The organism is Synechococcus sp. LTW-R, assembly GCF_014217875.1.
In the GTDB taxonomy this organism is placed as follows: Bacteria; Cyanobacteriota; Cyanobacteriia; order PCC-6307; family Cyanobiaceae; genus Vulcanococcus.
This window is the reverse complement of record NZ_CP059060.1, coordinates 1,989,559-2,004,173: the sequence shown is the minus strand read 5'-3', so window position 1 is coordinate 2,004,173 and position 14,615 is coordinate 1,989,559. Positions and strand designations below refer to the sequence as shown.

Sequence of the window (14,615 nt, the reverse complement as noted above, 5' to 3'; positions counted from 1 at the left end):
GAGCAGATCAGGCAATCCACCCATGCTCGCAAAGGGCCGCCGGCGCCTTAGCCCGCCGCCAGGCGTTTGAGATAGGCCTCGCGGCTGCCGGCGTTGATCCAACCGGTGGCGATGGTTTTGCTCTCGCTCTGATTCACCCGGCCGCGGTGAATGTGGGAGGGCCCGGCGGGAAACAAAACGAGCTTGCCGCGCTGGGCCTCTTCGTGGTGCCCCTGCCAGTGGAACTCGGTGCCGGCCTCCTCAACGCTGTTGCAGTACAAGATCCAGGCCAAGACGCGGTGCACCGGCTCGGTGGCCTCATCGCTAATGGTCCAGTCGCAATGCCAGCGCTTGAAGCCCTCACCGGGGGCATAGCGCTGCAGGTTGAAGATCGGATTGACGAAGAGCTCCTGATCCGGGCAACAGTCGCGGAACAGCTGCCGCTCCTGCAGGTAGCGCTCCAGGCCAGCCGTCACCCCCCTCAGGATCACCTCCGCCAAGGCGAAGGCCTCGGGGTCCGAGCGGTCGATCGCCACCAGGCTGATATCGGTCGAGACCTTGGCGGGCTCAGCTCCATCGGGCCCAAACGCCACCCCAGGGCGCTGCAGGTCCTCGCGACGATCAAAGAAGGCCATCACCCCATCGGAGAGGGCCTCAAAACCAGGGTTGCTGTAGCGGGCGATCAGCTCCATCAGAGGGACTCCAGCCAGGGAATCGCCACGAGGGAATCAAGACGTTGCCAGCGCTCGCGCTCCACCGGCAGCCACTCGCTCAAACCGACACGCTCCAGGGCATGGGCGATGCGATCGAAGTCGAGCACCTCCTCAGCGGGGCCCTGGGGCAAAACCAAGACCTGCTGTTCTGCGGGATCGGCCATCAACTGCAATTCCAGATCCCCCAGCTCCCGCTCGAAAAAGACCCGGCGCATCCGTGCGGTCTGCACCGCACCGATGGACTCCGCGAAGGTCTTCAGGCCCGCCTCGTCGCCACTGCAGCCGCAGTTCAGGGCCAGCCAAATCAGCAATTTCGCCCAGCTCTCACCGCTCCAGAGGGGCGGAAAGCTTTCGCGGTTCTGGCGCACCAACTCCGCCAAGGCGAAATCCACCAAGGTCGCCTGCAGGGCCAGTGGGTCAGGAGATGCAGTTGTCATGACATCCATCCTCCCCATCGGTGTGCAGACTGCGGTCAAGTGAACGCCGAGCCATGGCCCTCGACTTCAACGACGCCGATCTGGAGTTTTCCGATCTGGTGTACTCCTATCAGAGCTGGGTGATGGCCGTCATCAATGACGAGAAGCTTGGCGGCGACAAGCTTCTGACCGACGAGATCACCGACGACGCCCTCAGCGCCATGCGCTTCCTGCCCGGCGAGGTCACCGCAGCGATCGAGACCAGCCTGGCCCGCGTCTACGACGTGGATCCCGACGAACTCGCCTCCCTGCTGTTCCCCGAAGACTGAGCCGCGGGGCGATGGCCTCGGACTACGTCCTCGGAACCCATCAGAGCGAACTGGAGCGGCTGCGCTTTCAGCACGAGCTCTGGTCCCCCATCAGTGAAGCGGCCTGGACGCGAGCCGGCATCCAGAGCGGGCAGAGGGTGCTCGATCTGGGCGCCGGCCCTGGTTTTGCTGCCGCTGACCTGGCGGCCCGCGTGGGCGCCACCGGCCGGGTCCTGGGGCTGGAGCTCAGCGCGGACTACGCCGCCGAGGCCCAAGCCCTGGCCCAAAGGAACGGTCTGCCACAGCTCGAGGTCCGCGAGCACGACCTGCTGAAGGATCCCTGGCCGGACGAGCACTTTGATCTGGCCTGGTGCCGCTGGCTAGCGATGTTTCTGCCGGACCTCAAGCCCCTACTGGCGGGCCTGGAGCGCTGCCTGCCCATCGGCGCCCAGCTGCTCGTCCACGAATACGTCCACTGGGACACCTTCGCCCTGCATCCCCAGGCGGAAGCGGTGGCGCGCTTCGGGCAGGCCTGCCAGCAGAGCTTCCGCGCGGCCGGCGGAGACCCGGACGTGAACCGCAGGCTGCCGTCCCTGCTGAGTGCTCGGGGCTGGCAGATCGAGGAGCTACTCCCCCTGCCCGTCCTGGGTTCCCAGGGATCGATGGCGGCCCAGTGGATGGAGCGCTTTGTCGCGGTCTACGGACTGCAGCTCCAACGGCTTGGGCTCTGGAGCACCGCCGATCAAAGCGAAGCGCTCGAGCAGATCCAGGCGGCCGCCTCAGACCCCGGCAGTTTCTGGGTCGGGCCCACGGTGCTGGAACTGCGGGCGAGACGATTGGTGCCGTAGTGCCCGACCCCGCCGTGCCCTGGACCGCCGCTGACATCCCCGATCAACGGGGGCGGACCGCCCTGATCACCGGCGCCAACAGTGGCTTGGGCCTCGAGAGCGCGCGGGCCCTGGCCGCCAAGGGCGCCACCGTGCTGCTGGCCTGCCGCAGCTTGGAGAAGGCGAACAAGACAGCCGCGGCCTTGCACGCGGAAACCGGCGGAGCGCTGATCCCGCTGGAACTGGACCTGGCGGACCTAAGGAGCGTGCAGCGGGCCGCCGCCGAGGTGGAGCGCCTTGATCTGCTGCTCAATAACGCTGGGGTGATGGCACCGCCACGGACCTTGAGCCGCCAGGGCTTCGAGCTGCAATTCGCGGTGAACCACCTGGGCCATGTCGCCTTGACCCAAGCCCTGCTACCCCTGCTGAAGCAGAGCGCCAGCGGCCGGGTCGTGCATGTGAGCTCAGGGGCGGCCTACTTCGGCCGCATCCAATTCGACGATCTGCAGGGCGAGACGCGCTACCGGCCCTGGGATGCCTACGGCCAAAGCAAGCTCGCCAACGCCATGACGGCCCTCGAGCTGCAGCGCCAGCTCGAGCAGGAGGGCTCCAGCGTTCTCTCACTCGTGGCCCACCCGGGGCTAGCCCGCACCAACCTGCAGCCCACCTCCGTGGCCGCCAAAAACGCCAAGCTCGAGGGGCTGGCTTACCGCCTGATGGATCCGCTCTTCCAGAGCGCCGCCATGGGGGCCCTACCCCAGCTCTTTGCGGCGACGGCACCGGACGCCAAGGCCGGGGTGTTCTACGGACCGGGAGGGTTCGGCAACCTGCGGGGCTACCCAACCGCATGCCGCATGCCCCCTCGAGCGCTGGACGCCGAGGCCTGTGCACGCCTCTGGAGCGTCAGTGCAGCACTGATAGGGTCGGCCCCAGCGGGTGATTCCCAGTAGGGAACGCCAGACGACAGCAGCCGCAGGCCCTATGACTTTCGCCCTCAAAGAATGGTGGGGCAAGCCCCATCGCGACATCCTCTCGGGCCTGGTGGTGGCCTTCGCGATGATCCCGGAGGCCATTGCCTTCTCCGGCATCGCCGGCGTGGACCCACGGGTCGGCCTGTTCGGCGCCTTCATGCTCTCGGTGACCCTCGCCGTGTTCGGCGGGCGCACCGCGATGATCACCTCGGCCACGGGCTCCACCGCCCTCCTGATGACCGGGCTGGTGGAGCAGGGCAACGCCCTCGGCGAAGGCATGGGCCTGCAGTACCTGCTGGCGGCCGGGATCCTGACGGGGGTTCTGCAGATCGCCTGGGGCTACCTGCGGCTGGCCCACCAGATGCGCTTCGTGCCCCAGCCGGTCATGGCGGGCTTTGTGAACGCCCTGGCGATCCTGATCTTCCTGGCGCAACTGCCCCAACTGGGGCTTGATTTCTTCCACCCCGAGAAGGTGGCGGTCACCGCGGGGCAGCTGCCGGCGGTCTGGGGCCTGATGACCCTGACCCTGGCGATCATCTACTTGATGCCGCGCTTCACCAAGGTCGTTCCCTCCGCCCTGGTGGCGATCTTGATCTCGACGGGGATCTCGATTCGCATGGGCCTCGACGTGCCCACCGTGAGCAGCCTCGGCACCCTGCCAAGCGGCCTTCCCCAATTCGGCATCCCGCAGGTTCCCTTCACCACGGGCACCCTGGGCCTGATCCTGCCGACGGCCCTGGCCATTTCCCTGGTGGGCCTGATGGAGACCTTCCTGACCCAGGACATCCTCGACGACGTCACCGACAGCTCATCCCACAAAAACCAGGAGGCCCGCGGCCAAGGCATCGGCAACATCGTCAGTTCGTTCTTCGGCGGCATGGCCGGCTGCGCCCTGGTGGGCCAATCGGTGATGAACGTCGGCTACGGCGGCCGCACCCGCCTCTCCACCCTCACCTCGGGCGTGAGCCTGCTGACGATGATCCTGCTGGCCAGCCAGTGGGTGAATCAGATCCCCATGGCCACCCTGGTGGGCGTGATGGTGATGATCGCCATCAACACCGCCAACTGGGATTCGATCCGCAGCATCCGCCGCATCCCCAAGAGCGACACCTCGGTGATGCTCCTGACGGTGGTGGTCACCGTGTTGACCCACAACCTGGCGGTGGGCCTGCTCTCCGGTGTCGCCCTGGCGGGGATCCTCTTCAGCCGCAAAGTGGCCAAGGTGATCGAGGTCAGCAGCGAGCTCAGCGGCAGCGAGCACCGCATCTACCGCGTCCGCGGTCAGCTGTTCTTCGTCAGCAGCATCTACTTCCGGCAGGGCTTTGAGCTGCACGAGCATCCCGCCCGCGTCACCATCGACATGGGCGAGGCCCACATCTGGGATCAAAGCGGTGTGAGTGCTCTCGACCAGGTGATCCGCAAGCTCAAGCTCGGCGGCAGCCAGGTCGAGGTGATCAACCTCAACGACGAGAGCCTGAACCTGTTCGCCCGGATCGGCGTGGCGGAAGAGGCGGGCGGCCGCGGAGGTGAACTGTCCTCTGCTCACTAACAGCGGTGATGCCCGGTGCCGGGTTCGAACCAGCGACATCCTGCTTGTAAGGCAGGCGCTCTACCGCTGAGCTAACCGGGCGGTTACGGCATTCTGCAGGGCAGCACTCACCCCCAGCGATGGCCAGCGGCCAGCAACACGACCGCGCCACCTGCTGGCTGGCCCTGCCCTACGGACTGCTCTGGTGGCCCTGGTTGGGCCCCCTCGGAGCACTCGTCAGTGGCCTGGCCTTCCTGATCGGCGGCCTCTGGCTCTCCCCCGATCTCGACACGAACTCCCGTCCCTACCAGCGCTGGGGGCCGCTTCGCAGGCTGTGGTGGCCCTACCGGAAGGCCCTGCGCCATCGCTCGGTTCTCTCCCACTCGCCGGTGCTGGGCACCCTGGTGCGCGTCGGTTACCTCACCGGCCTCGCCCTGCTGCTGACAGGCCTCACCCACCCCCCGGCCAGCACGGACCTGCTGCGCTGGCTGCAGCAGCAGTGGAGCCGGCCCGAACGGTTGCTGCTGGTTGCCCTGATCGGGATCGAAGCCAGCGCCTGGTTGCACCTCCTGCAGGACGGGGACCCGATGCCACGGATGGGGAGACGTCGCTAAAGCAAAGGCAACGGCTCCGCGCGATGGCACGCCTTGACTTCGATGGCGACTACGGCCGCCACTACGACCAGCGCATTCGCCGGCTCATTCCCGCCTACGACGCCCACCTGGAGCTCGCCGCGGCCACGCTCGGTGCCCTGGTGCCAACGGCCGCATCGGCGCTTGTGGTGGGACCGGGGGCAGGGGAAGAACTGCCAAGCCTGCTGCGGGCCATGCCCGGGGCAACCCTGCAGCTGGTGGAGCCGAGCGAGCAGATGCGCGGGTTTTGCAGCGCCGTGATTGCGGAAACCCAAGCAGGCGAGCGCATCGCCTGGGGGCCCAACGCGCTCACGGAGGTGGCGGGCCGTTTTGACGCGGTGATCTGCCAGAACGTCCTGCACCTGCTGCCACCGGCGGAGCAAGAACCAGTTCTCCAACAGCTCTGTGCCCGCGTCGGCCCAGGGGGGGTGCTGGTGCTCAGCAGCTTCAGTGAAGAGAAGGACGCGGACCTGGAGCTCTGGCAGGCGATCGCCCGCGCCCGCTTCCACGCCCAAGGCCTGGAGTCCGAAGCCATCGAGCGCGTCATGGCCTCCCGCAATGCCGGGGTCTTCTCGCTCGATCCCGATCGCCTGGCCACGCAGTTGCGGCTGGCCCAGATGGAGCCCCCCACGCCACTGCTGCAGGCGCTCTTCAACCGGCTCTGGTTCAGCCGCAGGCCCCGCGGTCAATGAGATCGTGAGGGGGCAGCTGGCCCCTTCCCATGAGCGATGCCCTTCAAGAGCTGATCGCGGTGGTGGCCAAGCTGCGGGATCCCGATGGGGGCTGCCCCTGGGACCTGGAGCAAACCCACCAGTCCCTCGTCCCCTACGTGCTCGAGGAGGCCCACGAGGTGGCCGACGCCATTCGCTACGGGGATGACGCCCACCTCAAAGAAGAGCTCGGCGACCTCCTATTGCAGGTGGTGCTCCATGCCCAGATCGCCCAGGAGGAGCAGCGCTTCGACCTCGAGGCCATCGCCCGGGGGATCAGCGAGAAATTGATCCGGCGCCACCCCCACGTCTTCGGCGATGCCGTCGCCCCAGACAGCGCGGCGGTGAAGGAAACCTGGGAGGCGATCAAGGCCAGTGAAAAGGGCGAGGCCCCGCCCTCGGCCAGCCCCCTCAGCGACCGCCTGGCCGGCAAGGTGCGTGGTCAACCCGCCCTGGCCGGGGCAATGACCATCTCCAAGAAAGCCGCCAAGGCCGGCTTCGAGTGGGACGCCATGGAGGGGGTCTGGGAGAAGGTCCACGAGGAGCTCGATGAACTCAAGGAAGCGGTGGCCTCAGGGGACAAGGCCCACGCCCAAGAGGAACTCGGGGATGTTCTCTTCACCCTGGTGAACGTGGCCCGATGGTGCGGCATCGACCCGGAGTCCGGGCTGGCCGGCACCAACCACCGCTTCCTCGATCGCTTCTCCCGGGTCGAGGCCGCCCTAGGCGGCGACCTTCAAGGACGCAGCATTCGCGAACTGGAGACCCTCTGGCAGCAGGCCAAGGCCCAGATCCGCAGCGAGCAGCAGGGTGCGGTCTGAACGGAAAACCGTTTCTAGCTTGAGGGTCCCGCGCTGAACCCCCATGGGTTTTCGCTACCTCGATCGCCTCGCCAGCCCTGAACAGATCCACGGCTTCCTTGAGCTCATGGACCTGGCCGCCGGCGGCGGGGAGTCCGCCCAAAACGTCTTTGAGCTCTCCCACCGGCTGCGGAAGTCCAGCCCGATGCAGCTCTGCCGCAAGCGCCTCGCGCGGGACCCGGAGGCCCAGCGACTCATACAGGCCCGGCAGCTGAGCGGGCCCTACGACACGGCCGCCCTCAAGGCCCTCCCCAAGGGAAGCCTGGGACACACCTACGCCGCCGTGCTGGGGGCCCTGGGCTACGACATCAATTTCTTCCCGGAACCGAGCTTCTTCGGGAACCTCGAAACCGACGCCGACTACATCAACTACCGGGTCTATGCGACCCATGACCTGCACCACATCCTCACGGGATTCAGCCTGGACAACTTCGGCGAATTGGGGGTGATCAGCGTCAGCGTCGCCCAGTTTTCCCACCCCGGATTGGCCTTCACCGACCTGATGGCCCTGCTGCTCAATTGGTTCCGGGATGACACCCCAATCGATGAACTCGAGACCCACGCCGAGCGGGCCCACACGGCGGCCTACGCCTTTGGCCGCATCAGTGAAGGGCTGGAGATGGGGGCCAACGCCAAGCCCCTGTTCGCGTTGCCCTGGGAGCAGCTGATGGAGCGCAACCTCGCGGAATTGCGCCAGGAGCTACAGATCGAGGCGGTGACCAGCGGCCCCTGGAGCTGGAGCAGCAACCCCGAGATCAGTGCGGTCCTGGAGGGCGAGGCGTCGTTCAAGCGGGGGGCGGCGGTGCGCAAATCTGGAGAGATCTCACCGCGCCCTCGCGATGGCCGACAGTGCCGCTCCCGCTCCGACACCCGGCTGGGTCGACGAAGTCTTTGATGGTGTCCGCTATGGCCTCGCCGGGCGGGTGATTGCCGAGGACCAGTCCCCGTTCCAGCGGGTCACGATCATCGAGAGCGAGCGCTACGGCAAAGGGCTGCTGCTCGACGGCTGCTGGATGACCGCCGAGCGCCAGGAGCGGCACTACCACGAGTCGATCGTGCACCCCGCCCTCTGCAGTGCCGCCGCGGTGGAGCGGGTGCTGGTGATTGGCGGTGGCGATGGCGGCACCGCCCGTGAGTGCCTGCGCCACCCCGGGGTGCAGCACCTGGACATGGTGGAAATCGACGGGCTGGTGGTGGAGTGGAGCCAGGAGCACCTCCCCTCCATCGGAGGAGGCTGCTGGAGTGATCCCCGCTTCCACCTGACCGTTGGCGACGGGATCGCTTGGGCGGCCAACGCCGCGGACGCCAGCTACGACGTCGTCATCGTCGATGGCTCCGATCCGGCGGGCCCCGCCGAAGGCCTGTTCAACCGCGCCTTCTTTGAGCAGTGCCGCCGCATCCTCAAGCCCGGCGGTGTCTTCGCCACCCAAAGCGAATCGCCGGAGGCCTTCCGCCAAGTCCATATCGACACCGTGAAGGTGATCCGCGAGGTCTTTGGCCACGCCGATCCGATGTACGGCTGGGTGCCGATGTACCCGAGTGGTTGGTGGAGTTGGACCTTCGCCGCCATCGACGGCCGCCGCTATCTGGAGCCGGATCCCTCCCGTGCCGCGGCCGTCGTCGATGGCTGTGAGATCTGGAGTCCCCGCTGGCAGCGCGGCGCCTTTGACGCCATCCCCGCCGCCATCGAACGCGCGATCAACGCATGAACGACCTCTTTGACAGCGACGGCGCCATTTACATGGGCAGCCAGCGGGATCCCGCCGGCTGCCGGGTGGGCCTGTTTGGCGTGCCCTACGACGGCACCACCTCCTTCCGGCCCGGGACCCGCTTTGGGCCAGCCGCCATCCGCGAAGTCAGCCCGGGCCTCGAGAGCTACTGCCCCCAGCTCGACCGGGATCTCGAGGAGTTGGCCATCGCCGACCTCGGCGCCGTGGACATCCCCTTTGGCGCCCCCGAGCCGGTGGTCGCCGCCGTGAAGCAGGCCACCGAAGCGGTCCTGGGGCTGGGCCTGAAACCACTGATGCTGGGGGGGGAACACTCGATCAGCTCCGGGGCGGTCGCCGCCGTGGCCGAACAGCACCCCGACCTGGTGCTCGTGCAACTCGATGCCCACGCGGACCTGCGCCACGAATGGCTGGGGGCCAACCACAGCCATGCCTGCGCGATGCGCCGCTGCCTGGAGGTCCTCCCCAGCCAACAGCTGCTGCAGATCGCCATCCGCAGCGGCACCCGCGAGGAGTTTTCAGAGCTGCGCCAGACCGGGCGACTGGTGGCGATCGCGCGAATGGCGGAAGCGCTGAAGCCCCTGCGCGGCAAGCCGCTCTATCTCACGGTGGATCTGGACTGGTTTGACCCGGCCGTGATGGCCGGCACGGGCACCCCGGAACCGGGTGGGTTCCTCTGGAGCGACTTTGCGGCCCTGGTCAATGAGCTCCGTCACCACAACCTGGTGGCGGCCGATGTGGTGGAGCTAGCGCCGATGCTCGATCCCACCGGGGTCAGCAGCGTTCTGGCCGCCAAGGTGGTTCGCAGCCTGCTGTTCCTGCTGGATCGCTGATTCAGTAGGCGCAGGTGCCGCTGGCGCGCTGCTCCCGCAGCCGCTCGTGCTGTTGGGCAATCAGCTGCACCGCCAGGGTGGGGTGGTTGTGCAGCAGGTTCAGGAAGCGCAGGCGGTCGAGCTTCACCAACTCCACTGGGGTCCGGGCGACGGCGTCATTGCGGTAGACCCCGTCCTTCCAGACGATGTCCTCGTAGCTGAAGAGCTCGCCGGGGCGGCAGCAGAGCTTGGCACCGCTGCCATCAATCACTTCGACGATGCCGCGCCGCACGCCATAGATGGCGTTGGCGCTCTGGCCGCTGCTGAAGATCGCGGCCCCCGTGGGGAACGAGAGGGTCTCGGAGTCCACCTGGGCGGACATCAGCTCAATCGGAGTCGCGACGGTGGAAGTGACCATGGACCTCAAACCTCCGCAACTCAGAAACCTGATCGCGACAGCTTGACACTTTCAAGCGGACAAACCAGGACACCCAGACGACAAAAGCCAAAGAACAGGGGATCTTCGGTTTTGCTTCAGTTTTCGAGAACGTCCGTCAGGGCCAACTGGCGATCGCGCGTCGCCGATTGCAGACCGTCGCCCTGACCCACCACGGGAAGGCGAGGCGGCCTAGCCGTCCAGTGGTGGCACCACAACTCCCCGGCCAGCTCCGGATGAATCGGCAGCTTGCGCAGACGGCACCAGCCCAACTCCACCCCTTTCGGAGAGGCGCAGTGGCGGCAACTTCTACAGCAGGGACGCGGGCCTATCGCTCTGAGGGCTTGGGCTGCCAAAAGTAATCACGCCGTCCCAAGCCGGCCACAGAACGGCGAAAAGCTCCGGGTTCTCTTCCTCTTGTTGAAAGAGATCCATAGGATCCGCCTGAGCATTGGACCGCCATGGCCGCTTCGCCTTCCCTCCAGCGCACGCCCCTGTTCGATGCGGCGCGGGAGGCGGGCGGCCGAATGGTGCCCTTCGCCGGCTGGGAGATGGCCGTGCAATTCAGCGGCTTGATCGACGAGCACCAGGCCGTGCGCAGCCACTGCGGCCTCTTTGACATCTCCCATATGGGTGTCCTGCGGCTGCGGGGAGCGAACGTCAAGGACGCCATGCAGGGCCTCGTGCCCAGCGATCTCTTTCGGATCGGTCCCGGCGAAGCCTGCTATTCCGTCCTGCTCAATGCCGAGGGGGGCATCCGGGACGACCTGATCATTTACGACCGGGGCTGGCTGGAGAGCAAGCAGGTCCATGAGCTCGTGCTGGTCATCAATGCCGCCTGCGCCGAAAGCGATACGGCCTGGATGCGCAGCCAATTGGAGCCGGCAGGCATCGAACTGATCGACCTGAAGGGATCCGGCACGCTCCTGGCCCTCCAGGGACCGGATGCCGCACAGCACCTGGAGGCACTGGCCGGCTGCACCCTGGCCGGACTCCCGCGCTTTGGCCACCGCGAGCTGACACTGCCTGGCATCGGCGAGGCTTTTGTGGGCCGCACCGGTTACACCGGAGAGGACGGCTTTGAGCTGCTGCTCTCCGCGGAGGCCGGGCAACACTTCTGGCGGACCTGCCTCGAGCGGGGCGTGAAACCCTGCGGCCTCGGCGCCCGCGACACCCTGCGCCTGGAAGCCGGCATGCATCTCTATGGCAGTGACATGGATGCCCGCACCTCCCCCTTGGAGGCCAGCCTGGGCTGGCTGGTGCATCTGGAGATGCCCAAGGACTTCATCGGCCGCCCGGTCCTCGAGCAACAAACCGCGGACGGTCTCAAGCGACGCCTGGTCGGACTGAAGCTCCAGGGCCGGGCCATCCCCCGCCATGGCTATCCGGTCCTGCAGGACGGAGAGGTGGTTGGAACCGTCACCAGCGGCACCTGGTCCCCGAGCCTGCAGGCCGGGATTGCCCTGGCCAGCGTGGCCACCGGCGCCGCCAAGCTCGGGACTCCCCTCGCGGTCGAAATTCGGGGCAAGGCCGAAGCCGCAGAGGTGGTGCGGCGCCCCTTCTACCGGCGCTAAGCCCACCCCAAGTGGGACAATCGCCGATCACCCACTTGTTTCCACATGCGCAGCCACGGATGCGGCGACCTGCGTCAGAGCGCCACCGGCCAGGCTGTGCAGCTGTGCGGCTGGGTGGACCGCAGCCGTGACCACGGCGGTGTGATCTTCATCGACCTGCGCGACCGCAGCGGCACCGTTCAGATCACCGTCGACCCCGACAACGGCGCCGAGATGTTCGCCGTGGCGGAACATCTCCGCAACGAGACCGTCATCCAGGTGGAAGGGAAGGTGCGCGAGCGCCCCGCCGATGCGATCAACGACAAGCTCCCCACCGGCCAAATCGAGGTGCTGGCCAGCGCCATCACCGTCCTGAACAGCGTCAAGGGCAACCTGCCCTTCGCGGTCTCGGTGCACGACGAGGAGAACACCCGCGAAGAGCTGCGGCTGCGCCACCGCTACCTGGACCTGCGCCGCGAGCGCATGAACAGCAACCTGAGGTTGCGGGCCCAGACCATCCAGGCGGCGCGCCGCTTCCTCGAAGAGCAGGGCTTCATCGAGGTGGAAACCCCGGTCCTGACCCGCTCCACCCCTGAGGGCGCCCGCGACTACATCCTCCCCAGCCGTGTCTGCGGCGGCGAGTGGTTTGCCCTGCCCCAATCCCCTCAGCTGTTCAAGCAGTTGCTGATGGTGGGCGGCATCGAGCGCTACTACCAAGTGGCGCGCTGCTTCCGCGATGAGGACCTGCGGGCCGATCGCCAGCCGGAATTCACCCAGCTGGACATGGAGATGAGCTTCATGGATCAAGAGCAGATCCTGGAGCTCAATGAATCCCTGATCACGGCCATCTGGAAGAGCGTGAAAGGCATTGATCTGCCCCGCCCCTTCCCGCGGCTGACCTGGCACGACGCCATGGAGCGCTATGGCACCGATCGCCCCGACACCCGCTACGGCATGGAGCTGGTGAACGTCAGCGACCTCGTGGCCGACATGGGCTTCAAGGTCTTCAGCGGCGCCGTGGCCTCCGGCGGCTCGGTCAAATGCATCGCCGTCCCTGGCGGCAATGACGCCGTCTCCAACGTGCGCATCAAGCCCGGCGGGGACGTCTTCAGCGAAGCGCAAAAAGCGGGGGCCGGTGGTCTGGCCTTCATCCGGGTCCGCGAAGGCGGCGAGATCGACACGATCGGTGCCATCAAGGACAACCTCAGCGACGAGAAGAAGGCCGAACTGCTCGAGCGCACCGGCGCCAAGCCCGGCACCTTGATCCTGTTTGGTGCGGGCGACACCGCCACCGTGAACAAGGCCCTGGACCGCGTGCGCCAGTACCTGGCCCGGGAACTGGGCATGGTCAAAGCCGACGGCGAGAACGACAGCTGGAACTTCCTCTGGGTGGTGGATTTCCCAATGTTCGAGTTCAACGCGGACGAGAACCGCTACGAGGCGCTGCACCATCCCTTCTGCGCCCCCAATACGGATGATTTGGGCAGCGATGCCAGCCAGTGGGCCCAGACCCTGCCCGGGGCCCGCGCCCAGGCCTATGACCTGGTGCTCAACGGCCTTGAGCTCGGCGGCGGCTCCCTGCGCATCCACGACTCGGCGCTGCAGCGCCAGGTGTTGGAAACCGTGGGCCTGCCCCTCGAAGAAGCCAATGCCCAGTTCGGCTTCCTGATGGAAGCCCTCGACATGGGCGCCCCGCCGCACGGCGGCTTGGCCTTTGGCCTGGACCGGATGGTGATGCTGCTGGCGGGCGAGGAGTCGATCCGCGACACCATCGCCTTCCCCAAGACCCAGCAGGCACGCTGCCTGATGACCAACGCCCCCGGCGGTGTGGCCGAGAAGCAGCTGCAGGAGCTGCATGTGGCCAGCACCTGGGTGGACGAAGAGGACTGATCCTTCAGGGCAGAACCCGAATACAAACAAAGGCTTTAGGGCACTGTCTCAGTTGAGACCTGAAGCTTGATGGTGGCAATCGCCATCGGCCTATGGCCAAATGTCCTCCCCGTCCACCAGCACACTCCGGCAGCAAGCGCGGCAGCAGTGATCTGGTGCGCCTCTACCTGCAGGACATCGGTCGCGTTGACCTGCTCAGCCACGAGGAGGAGCTCACCCTGGCTCGCCTGGTCCAGCGCCGAGAGCAACTGCTGCAGGAGCGCCGGACCCTCGCCAAGCAATCCAAGGAGCTGCAGGCCCTGGTGGACCTGGAGCACAGCCGCCAGCAGCTGGCCTCCCATCTGGGGCACTGGCCCAGCCTGCAGCTGTGGTCCGAGCACCAACAACGCAGCGGCGCTGACCTGAAAGAAGCCCTCAAGGCCGGCCACGCGGCTTGGGCACGCCTCTCGGCGTTGAGCAGTGGTGAGCTCAAGCAAGCCCTGCACCAAGGGCGGCGGGCCAGGGACCGGATGATTCAGGCCAACCTGCGCCTGGTGGTGGCCGTCGCCAAGAAGTACCAGCAACGGGGCATGGAGCTGCTGGACCTGGTGCAAGAGGGCACCCTCGGCCTCGAGCGGGCCGTGGAGAAATACGACCCCACCCGGGGCTTCCGCTTCAGCACCTACGCCTACTGGTGGATTCGCCAGGGGATCACCCGGGCGATCGCGACGCAAAGCCGCACGATCCGCCTGCCGGTCCACGTCACCGAGAAGCTCAACCGCATCAAAAAAGCCCAACGGCAAATCGCCAGCGAACACGGCCGCCTGGCCTCCGTCGCCGACCTCTCTAAGGAACTGGGCCTAAGCGAAGAGGTGATCCGCATGACCCTGATGCGGGTGCCGCGCTCGGTCTCCCTCGACACCCGGGTGGGCCGCGACATGGACACCGAGCTGGGGGAACTGCTGGAGGACGGCCACGCCACCCCCGAACAGGCCCTCACAAAGACCCAACTGCACGACGACCTCGAAGCCCTCCTGGAGGAACTCAGCGGCCGTGAAGCCGAGGTGATCCGCCTGCGCTTCGGCCTGGAGAACGACACCCCCCAGACCCTCTCCCAGATCGGCGAAGACCTGCACCTCTCCCGCGAGCGGGTCCGTCAGATCGAAACCCGGGCCCTCCTGAAACTGCGGCAACCCCAGCGCCGCTGCCGGGTGCACGACTACTTGCTGAACATCGACGGAGACAGCGCTCCCAGCGGCTGAAAATCCAGCTAT

The 14,615-nt window shown here is 66.8% G+C and carries 17 protein-coding genes and 1 tRNA gene; 13 read left to right on the top strand and 5 right to left on the bottom strand.

Going from position 1 to position 14,615, the window contains the following annotated elements; all coding sequences use genetic code 11:
* Nucleotides 1–47 precede the first annotated feature (47 nt).
* Both H0O22_RS11135 and H0O22_RS11130 read right to left on the bottom strand, forming a co-directional pair.
* Nucleotides 48–671, bottom strand: coding sequence for a 2OG-Fe(II) oxygenase (locus H0O22_RS11135; protein WP_185186712.1), 624 nt, complete (start codon nt 669–671; stop codon nt 48–50).
* The gene (locus H0O22_RS11130) at nt 671–1,129 is read right to left on the bottom strand and encodes a protein phosphatase (protein WP_255439301.1); all 459 of its coding nucleotides are present in this window, start codon (nt 1,127–1,129) and stop codon (nt 671–673) included. Before H0O22_RS11130 ends, H0O22_RS11135 begins: the two co-directional genes overlap by 1 nt.
* Before the next feature lie 53 nt (nt 1,130–1,182).
* Here H0O22_RS11130 and H0O22_RS11125 point away from each other — a divergent pair, with 53 nt between their 5' ends.
* The 4 genes from H0O22_RS11125 to H0O22_RS11110 are packed head-to-tail and all read left to right on the top strand — an operon-like array spanning nt 1,183 to nt 4,763.
* On the top strand, nt 1,183–1,437 hold the full coding sequence (locus tag H0O22_RS11125; protein WP_185186711.1) for a hypothetical protein: 255 nt from the start codon (nt 1,183–1,185) through the stop codon (nt 1,435–1,437).
* Between the two features lie 11 nt (nt 1,438–1,448).
* A complete protein-coding gene (locus H0O22_RS11120; RefSeq protein WP_185186710.1) occupies nt 1,449–2,264 on the top strand; it encodes a class I SAM-dependent methyltransferase in 816 nt (271 codons plus the stop codon).
* Nucleotides 2,265–2,278: 14 nt separating this feature from the next.
* Nucleotides 2,279–3,193 (top strand): oxidoreductase, encoded by a 915-nt coding sequence (locus tag H0O22_RS11115; RefSeq protein ID WP_185188410.1) that lies wholly within the window; start codon nt 2,279–2,281, stop codon nt 3,191–3,193.
* Nucleotides 3,194–3,224: 31 nt separating this feature from the next.
* A complete protein-coding gene (locus H0O22_RS11110; RefSeq protein WP_185186709.1) occupies nt 3,225–4,763 on the top strand; it encodes a SulP family inorganic anion transporter in 1,539 nt (512 codons plus the stop codon).
* Nucleotides 4,764–4,772: 9 nt separating this feature from the next.
* Here the strand turns inward: H0O22_RS11110 and H0O22_RS11105 are convergent.
* Nucleotides 4,773–4,844 (bottom strand) — tRNA-Val (locus H0O22_RS11105).
* Between the two features lie 38 nt (nt 4,845–4,882).
* Here H0O22_RS11105 and H0O22_RS11100 point away from each other — a divergent pair.
* From H0O22_RS11100 to speB, 6 genes are read left to right on the top strand one after another with little or no spacing between them, the layout of a single operon-like run.
* Complete coding sequence (locus H0O22_RS11100; protein ID WP_185186708.1) at nt 4,883–5,356, top strand: metal-binding protein; 474 nt, start codon at nt 4,883–4,885, stop codon at nt 5,354–5,356.
* Between the two features lie 23 nt (nt 5,357–5,379).
* A complete protein-coding gene (locus tag H0O22_RS11095; protein ID WP_185186707.1) occupies nt 5,380–6,066 on the top strand; it encodes a bifunctional 2-polyprenyl-6-hydroxyphenol methylase/3-demethylubiquinol 3-O-methyltransferase UbiG in 687 nt (228 codons plus the stop codon).
* Nucleotides 6,067–6,095: 29 nt separating this feature from the next.
* On the top strand, nt 6,096–6,905 hold the full coding sequence (gene mazG / locus H0O22_RS11090; protein ID WP_185186706.1) for a nucleoside triphosphate pyrophosphohydrolase: 810 nt from the start codon (nt 6,096–6,098) through the stop codon (nt 6,903–6,905).
* 43 nt (nt 6,906–6,948) lie between these two features.
* Nucleotides 6,949–7,839 carry a Coq4 family protein gene (locus H0O22_RS11085; RefSeq protein ID WP_185186705.1) on the top strand — a complete coding sequence of 297 codons (891 nt, stop codon included), beginning with the start codon at nt 6,949–6,951 and terminating at the stop codon, nt 7,837–7,839.
* On the top strand, nt 7,784–8,653 hold the full coding sequence (gene speE / locus H0O22_RS11080; protein ID WP_185186704.1) for a polyamine aminopropyltransferase: 870 nt from the start codon (nt 7,784–7,786) through the stop codon (nt 8,651–8,653). Before H0O22_RS11085 ends, speE begins: the two co-directional genes overlap by 56 nt.
* Nucleotides 8,650–9,504, top strand: coding sequence for an agmatinase (gene speB, locus H0O22_RS11075; RefSeq protein ID WP_185186703.1), 855 nt, complete (start codon nt 8,650–8,652; stop codon nt 9,502–9,504). Before speE ends, speB begins: the two co-directional genes overlap by 4 nt.
* Nucleotide 9,505: 1 nt before the next feature.
* Here the strand turns inward: speB and H0O22_RS11070 are convergent, their stop codons facing one another.
* Both H0O22_RS11070 and H0O22_RS11065 read right to left on the bottom strand, forming a co-directional pair.
* Nucleotides 9,506–9,901, bottom strand: coding sequence for a cyclic nucleotide-binding domain-containing protein (locus H0O22_RS11070; protein WP_185186702.1), 396 nt, complete (start codon nt 9,899–9,901; stop codon nt 9,506–9,508).
* A gap of 116 nt (nt 9,902–10,017) precedes the next feature.
* The gene (locus tag H0O22_RS11065) at nt 10,018–10,197 is read right to left on the bottom strand and encodes a hypothetical protein (protein ID WP_255439299.1); all 180 of its coding nucleotides are present in this window, start codon (nt 10,195–10,197) and stop codon (nt 10,018–10,020) included.
* Nucleotides 10,198–10,380: 183 nt separating this feature from the next.
* Between H0O22_RS11065 and gcvT the strand changes: the two genes are divergently transcribed.
* The 3 genes from gcvT to H0O22_RS11050 all read left to right on the top strand — a co-directional run bounded on the left by gcvT (nt 10,381) and on the right by H0O22_RS11050 (nt 14,603).
* Complete coding sequence (gene gcvT, locus H0O22_RS11060; RefSeq protein WP_185186701.1) at nt 10,381–11,493, top strand: glycine cleavage system aminomethyltransferase GcvT; 1,113 nt, start codon at nt 10,381–10,383, stop codon at nt 11,491–11,493.
* A gap of 45 nt (nt 11,494–11,538) precedes the next feature.
* On the top strand, nt 11,539–13,362 hold the full coding sequence (aspS, locus tag H0O22_RS11055; protein WP_185186700.1) for an aspartate--tRNA ligase: 1,824 nt from the start codon (nt 11,539–11,541) through the stop codon (nt 13,360–13,362).
* Between the two features lie 92 nt (nt 13,363–13,454).
* The gene (locus H0O22_RS11050; protein WP_185186699.1) at nt 13,455–14,603 is read left to right on the top strand and encodes an RNA polymerase sigma factor, RpoD/SigA family; all 1,149 of its coding nucleotides are present in this window, start codon (nt 13,455–13,457) and stop codon (nt 14,601–14,603) included.
* Nucleotides 14,604–14,615 lie beyond the last annotated feature (12 nt).

Bases quoted from the DNA above. Each gene is read 5' to 3' on its own strand.
- H0O22_RS11135 (WP_185186712.1), bottom strand. From the start codon at position 671: ATGGAGCTGATCGCCCGCTACAGCAACCCTGGTTTTGAGGCCCTCTCC.
- H0O22_RS11050 (WP_185186699.1), top strand. From the start codon at position 13,455: ATGGCCAAATGTCCTCCCCGTCCACCAGCACACTCCGGCAGCAAGCGC.
- H0O22_RS11070 (WP_185186702.1), bottom strand. From the start codon at position 9,901: ATGGTCACTTCCACCGTCGCGACTCCGATTGAGCTGATGTCCGCCCAG.
- H0O22_RS11120 (WP_185186710.1), top strand. From the start codon at position 1,449: ATGGCCTCGGACTACGTCCTCGGAACCCATCAGAGCGAACTGGAGCGG.
- mazG (WP_185186706.1), top strand. From the start codon at position 6,096: ATGAGCGATGCCCTTCAAGAGCTGATCGCGGTGGTGGCCAAGCTGCGG.
- speE (WP_185186704.1), top strand. From the start codon at position 7,784: ATGGCCGACAGTGCCGCTCCCGCTCCGACACCCGGCTGGGTCGACGAA.
- H0O22_RS11085 (WP_185186705.1), top strand. From the start codon at position 6,949: ATGGGTTTTCGCTACCTCGATCGCCTCGCCAGCCCTGAACAGATCCAC.
- H0O22_RS11110 (WP_185186709.1), top strand. From the start codon at position 3,225: ATGACTTTCGCCCTCAAAGAATGGTGGGGCAAGCCCCATCGCGACATC.
- H0O22_RS11100 (WP_185186708.1), top strand. From the start codon at position 4,883: ATGGCCAGCGGCCAGCAACACGACCGCGCCACCTGCTGGCTGGCCCTG.
- H0O22_RS11125 (WP_185186711.1), top strand. From the start codon at position 1,183: ATGGCCCTCGACTTCAACGACGCCGATCTGGAGTTTTCCGATCTGGTG.
- H0O22_RS11095 (WP_185186707.1), top strand. From the start codon at position 5,380: ATGGCACGCCTTGACTTCGATGGCGACTACGGCCGCCACTACGACCAG.
- gcvT (WP_185186701.1), top strand. From the start codon at position 10,381: ATGGCCGCTTCGCCTTCCCTCCAGCGCACGCCCCTGTTCGATGCGGCG.
- H0O22_RS11130 (WP_255439301.1), bottom strand. From the start codon at position 1,129: ATGACAACTGCATCTCCTGACCCACTGGCCCTGCAGGCGACCTTGGTG.
- aspS (WP_185186700.1), top strand. From the start codon at position 11,539: ATGCGCAGCCACGGATGCGGCGACCTGCGTCAGAGCGCCACCGGCCAG.
- speB (WP_185186703.1), top strand. From the start codon at position 8,650: ATGAACGACCTCTTTGACAGCGACGGCGCCATTTACATGGGCAGCCAG.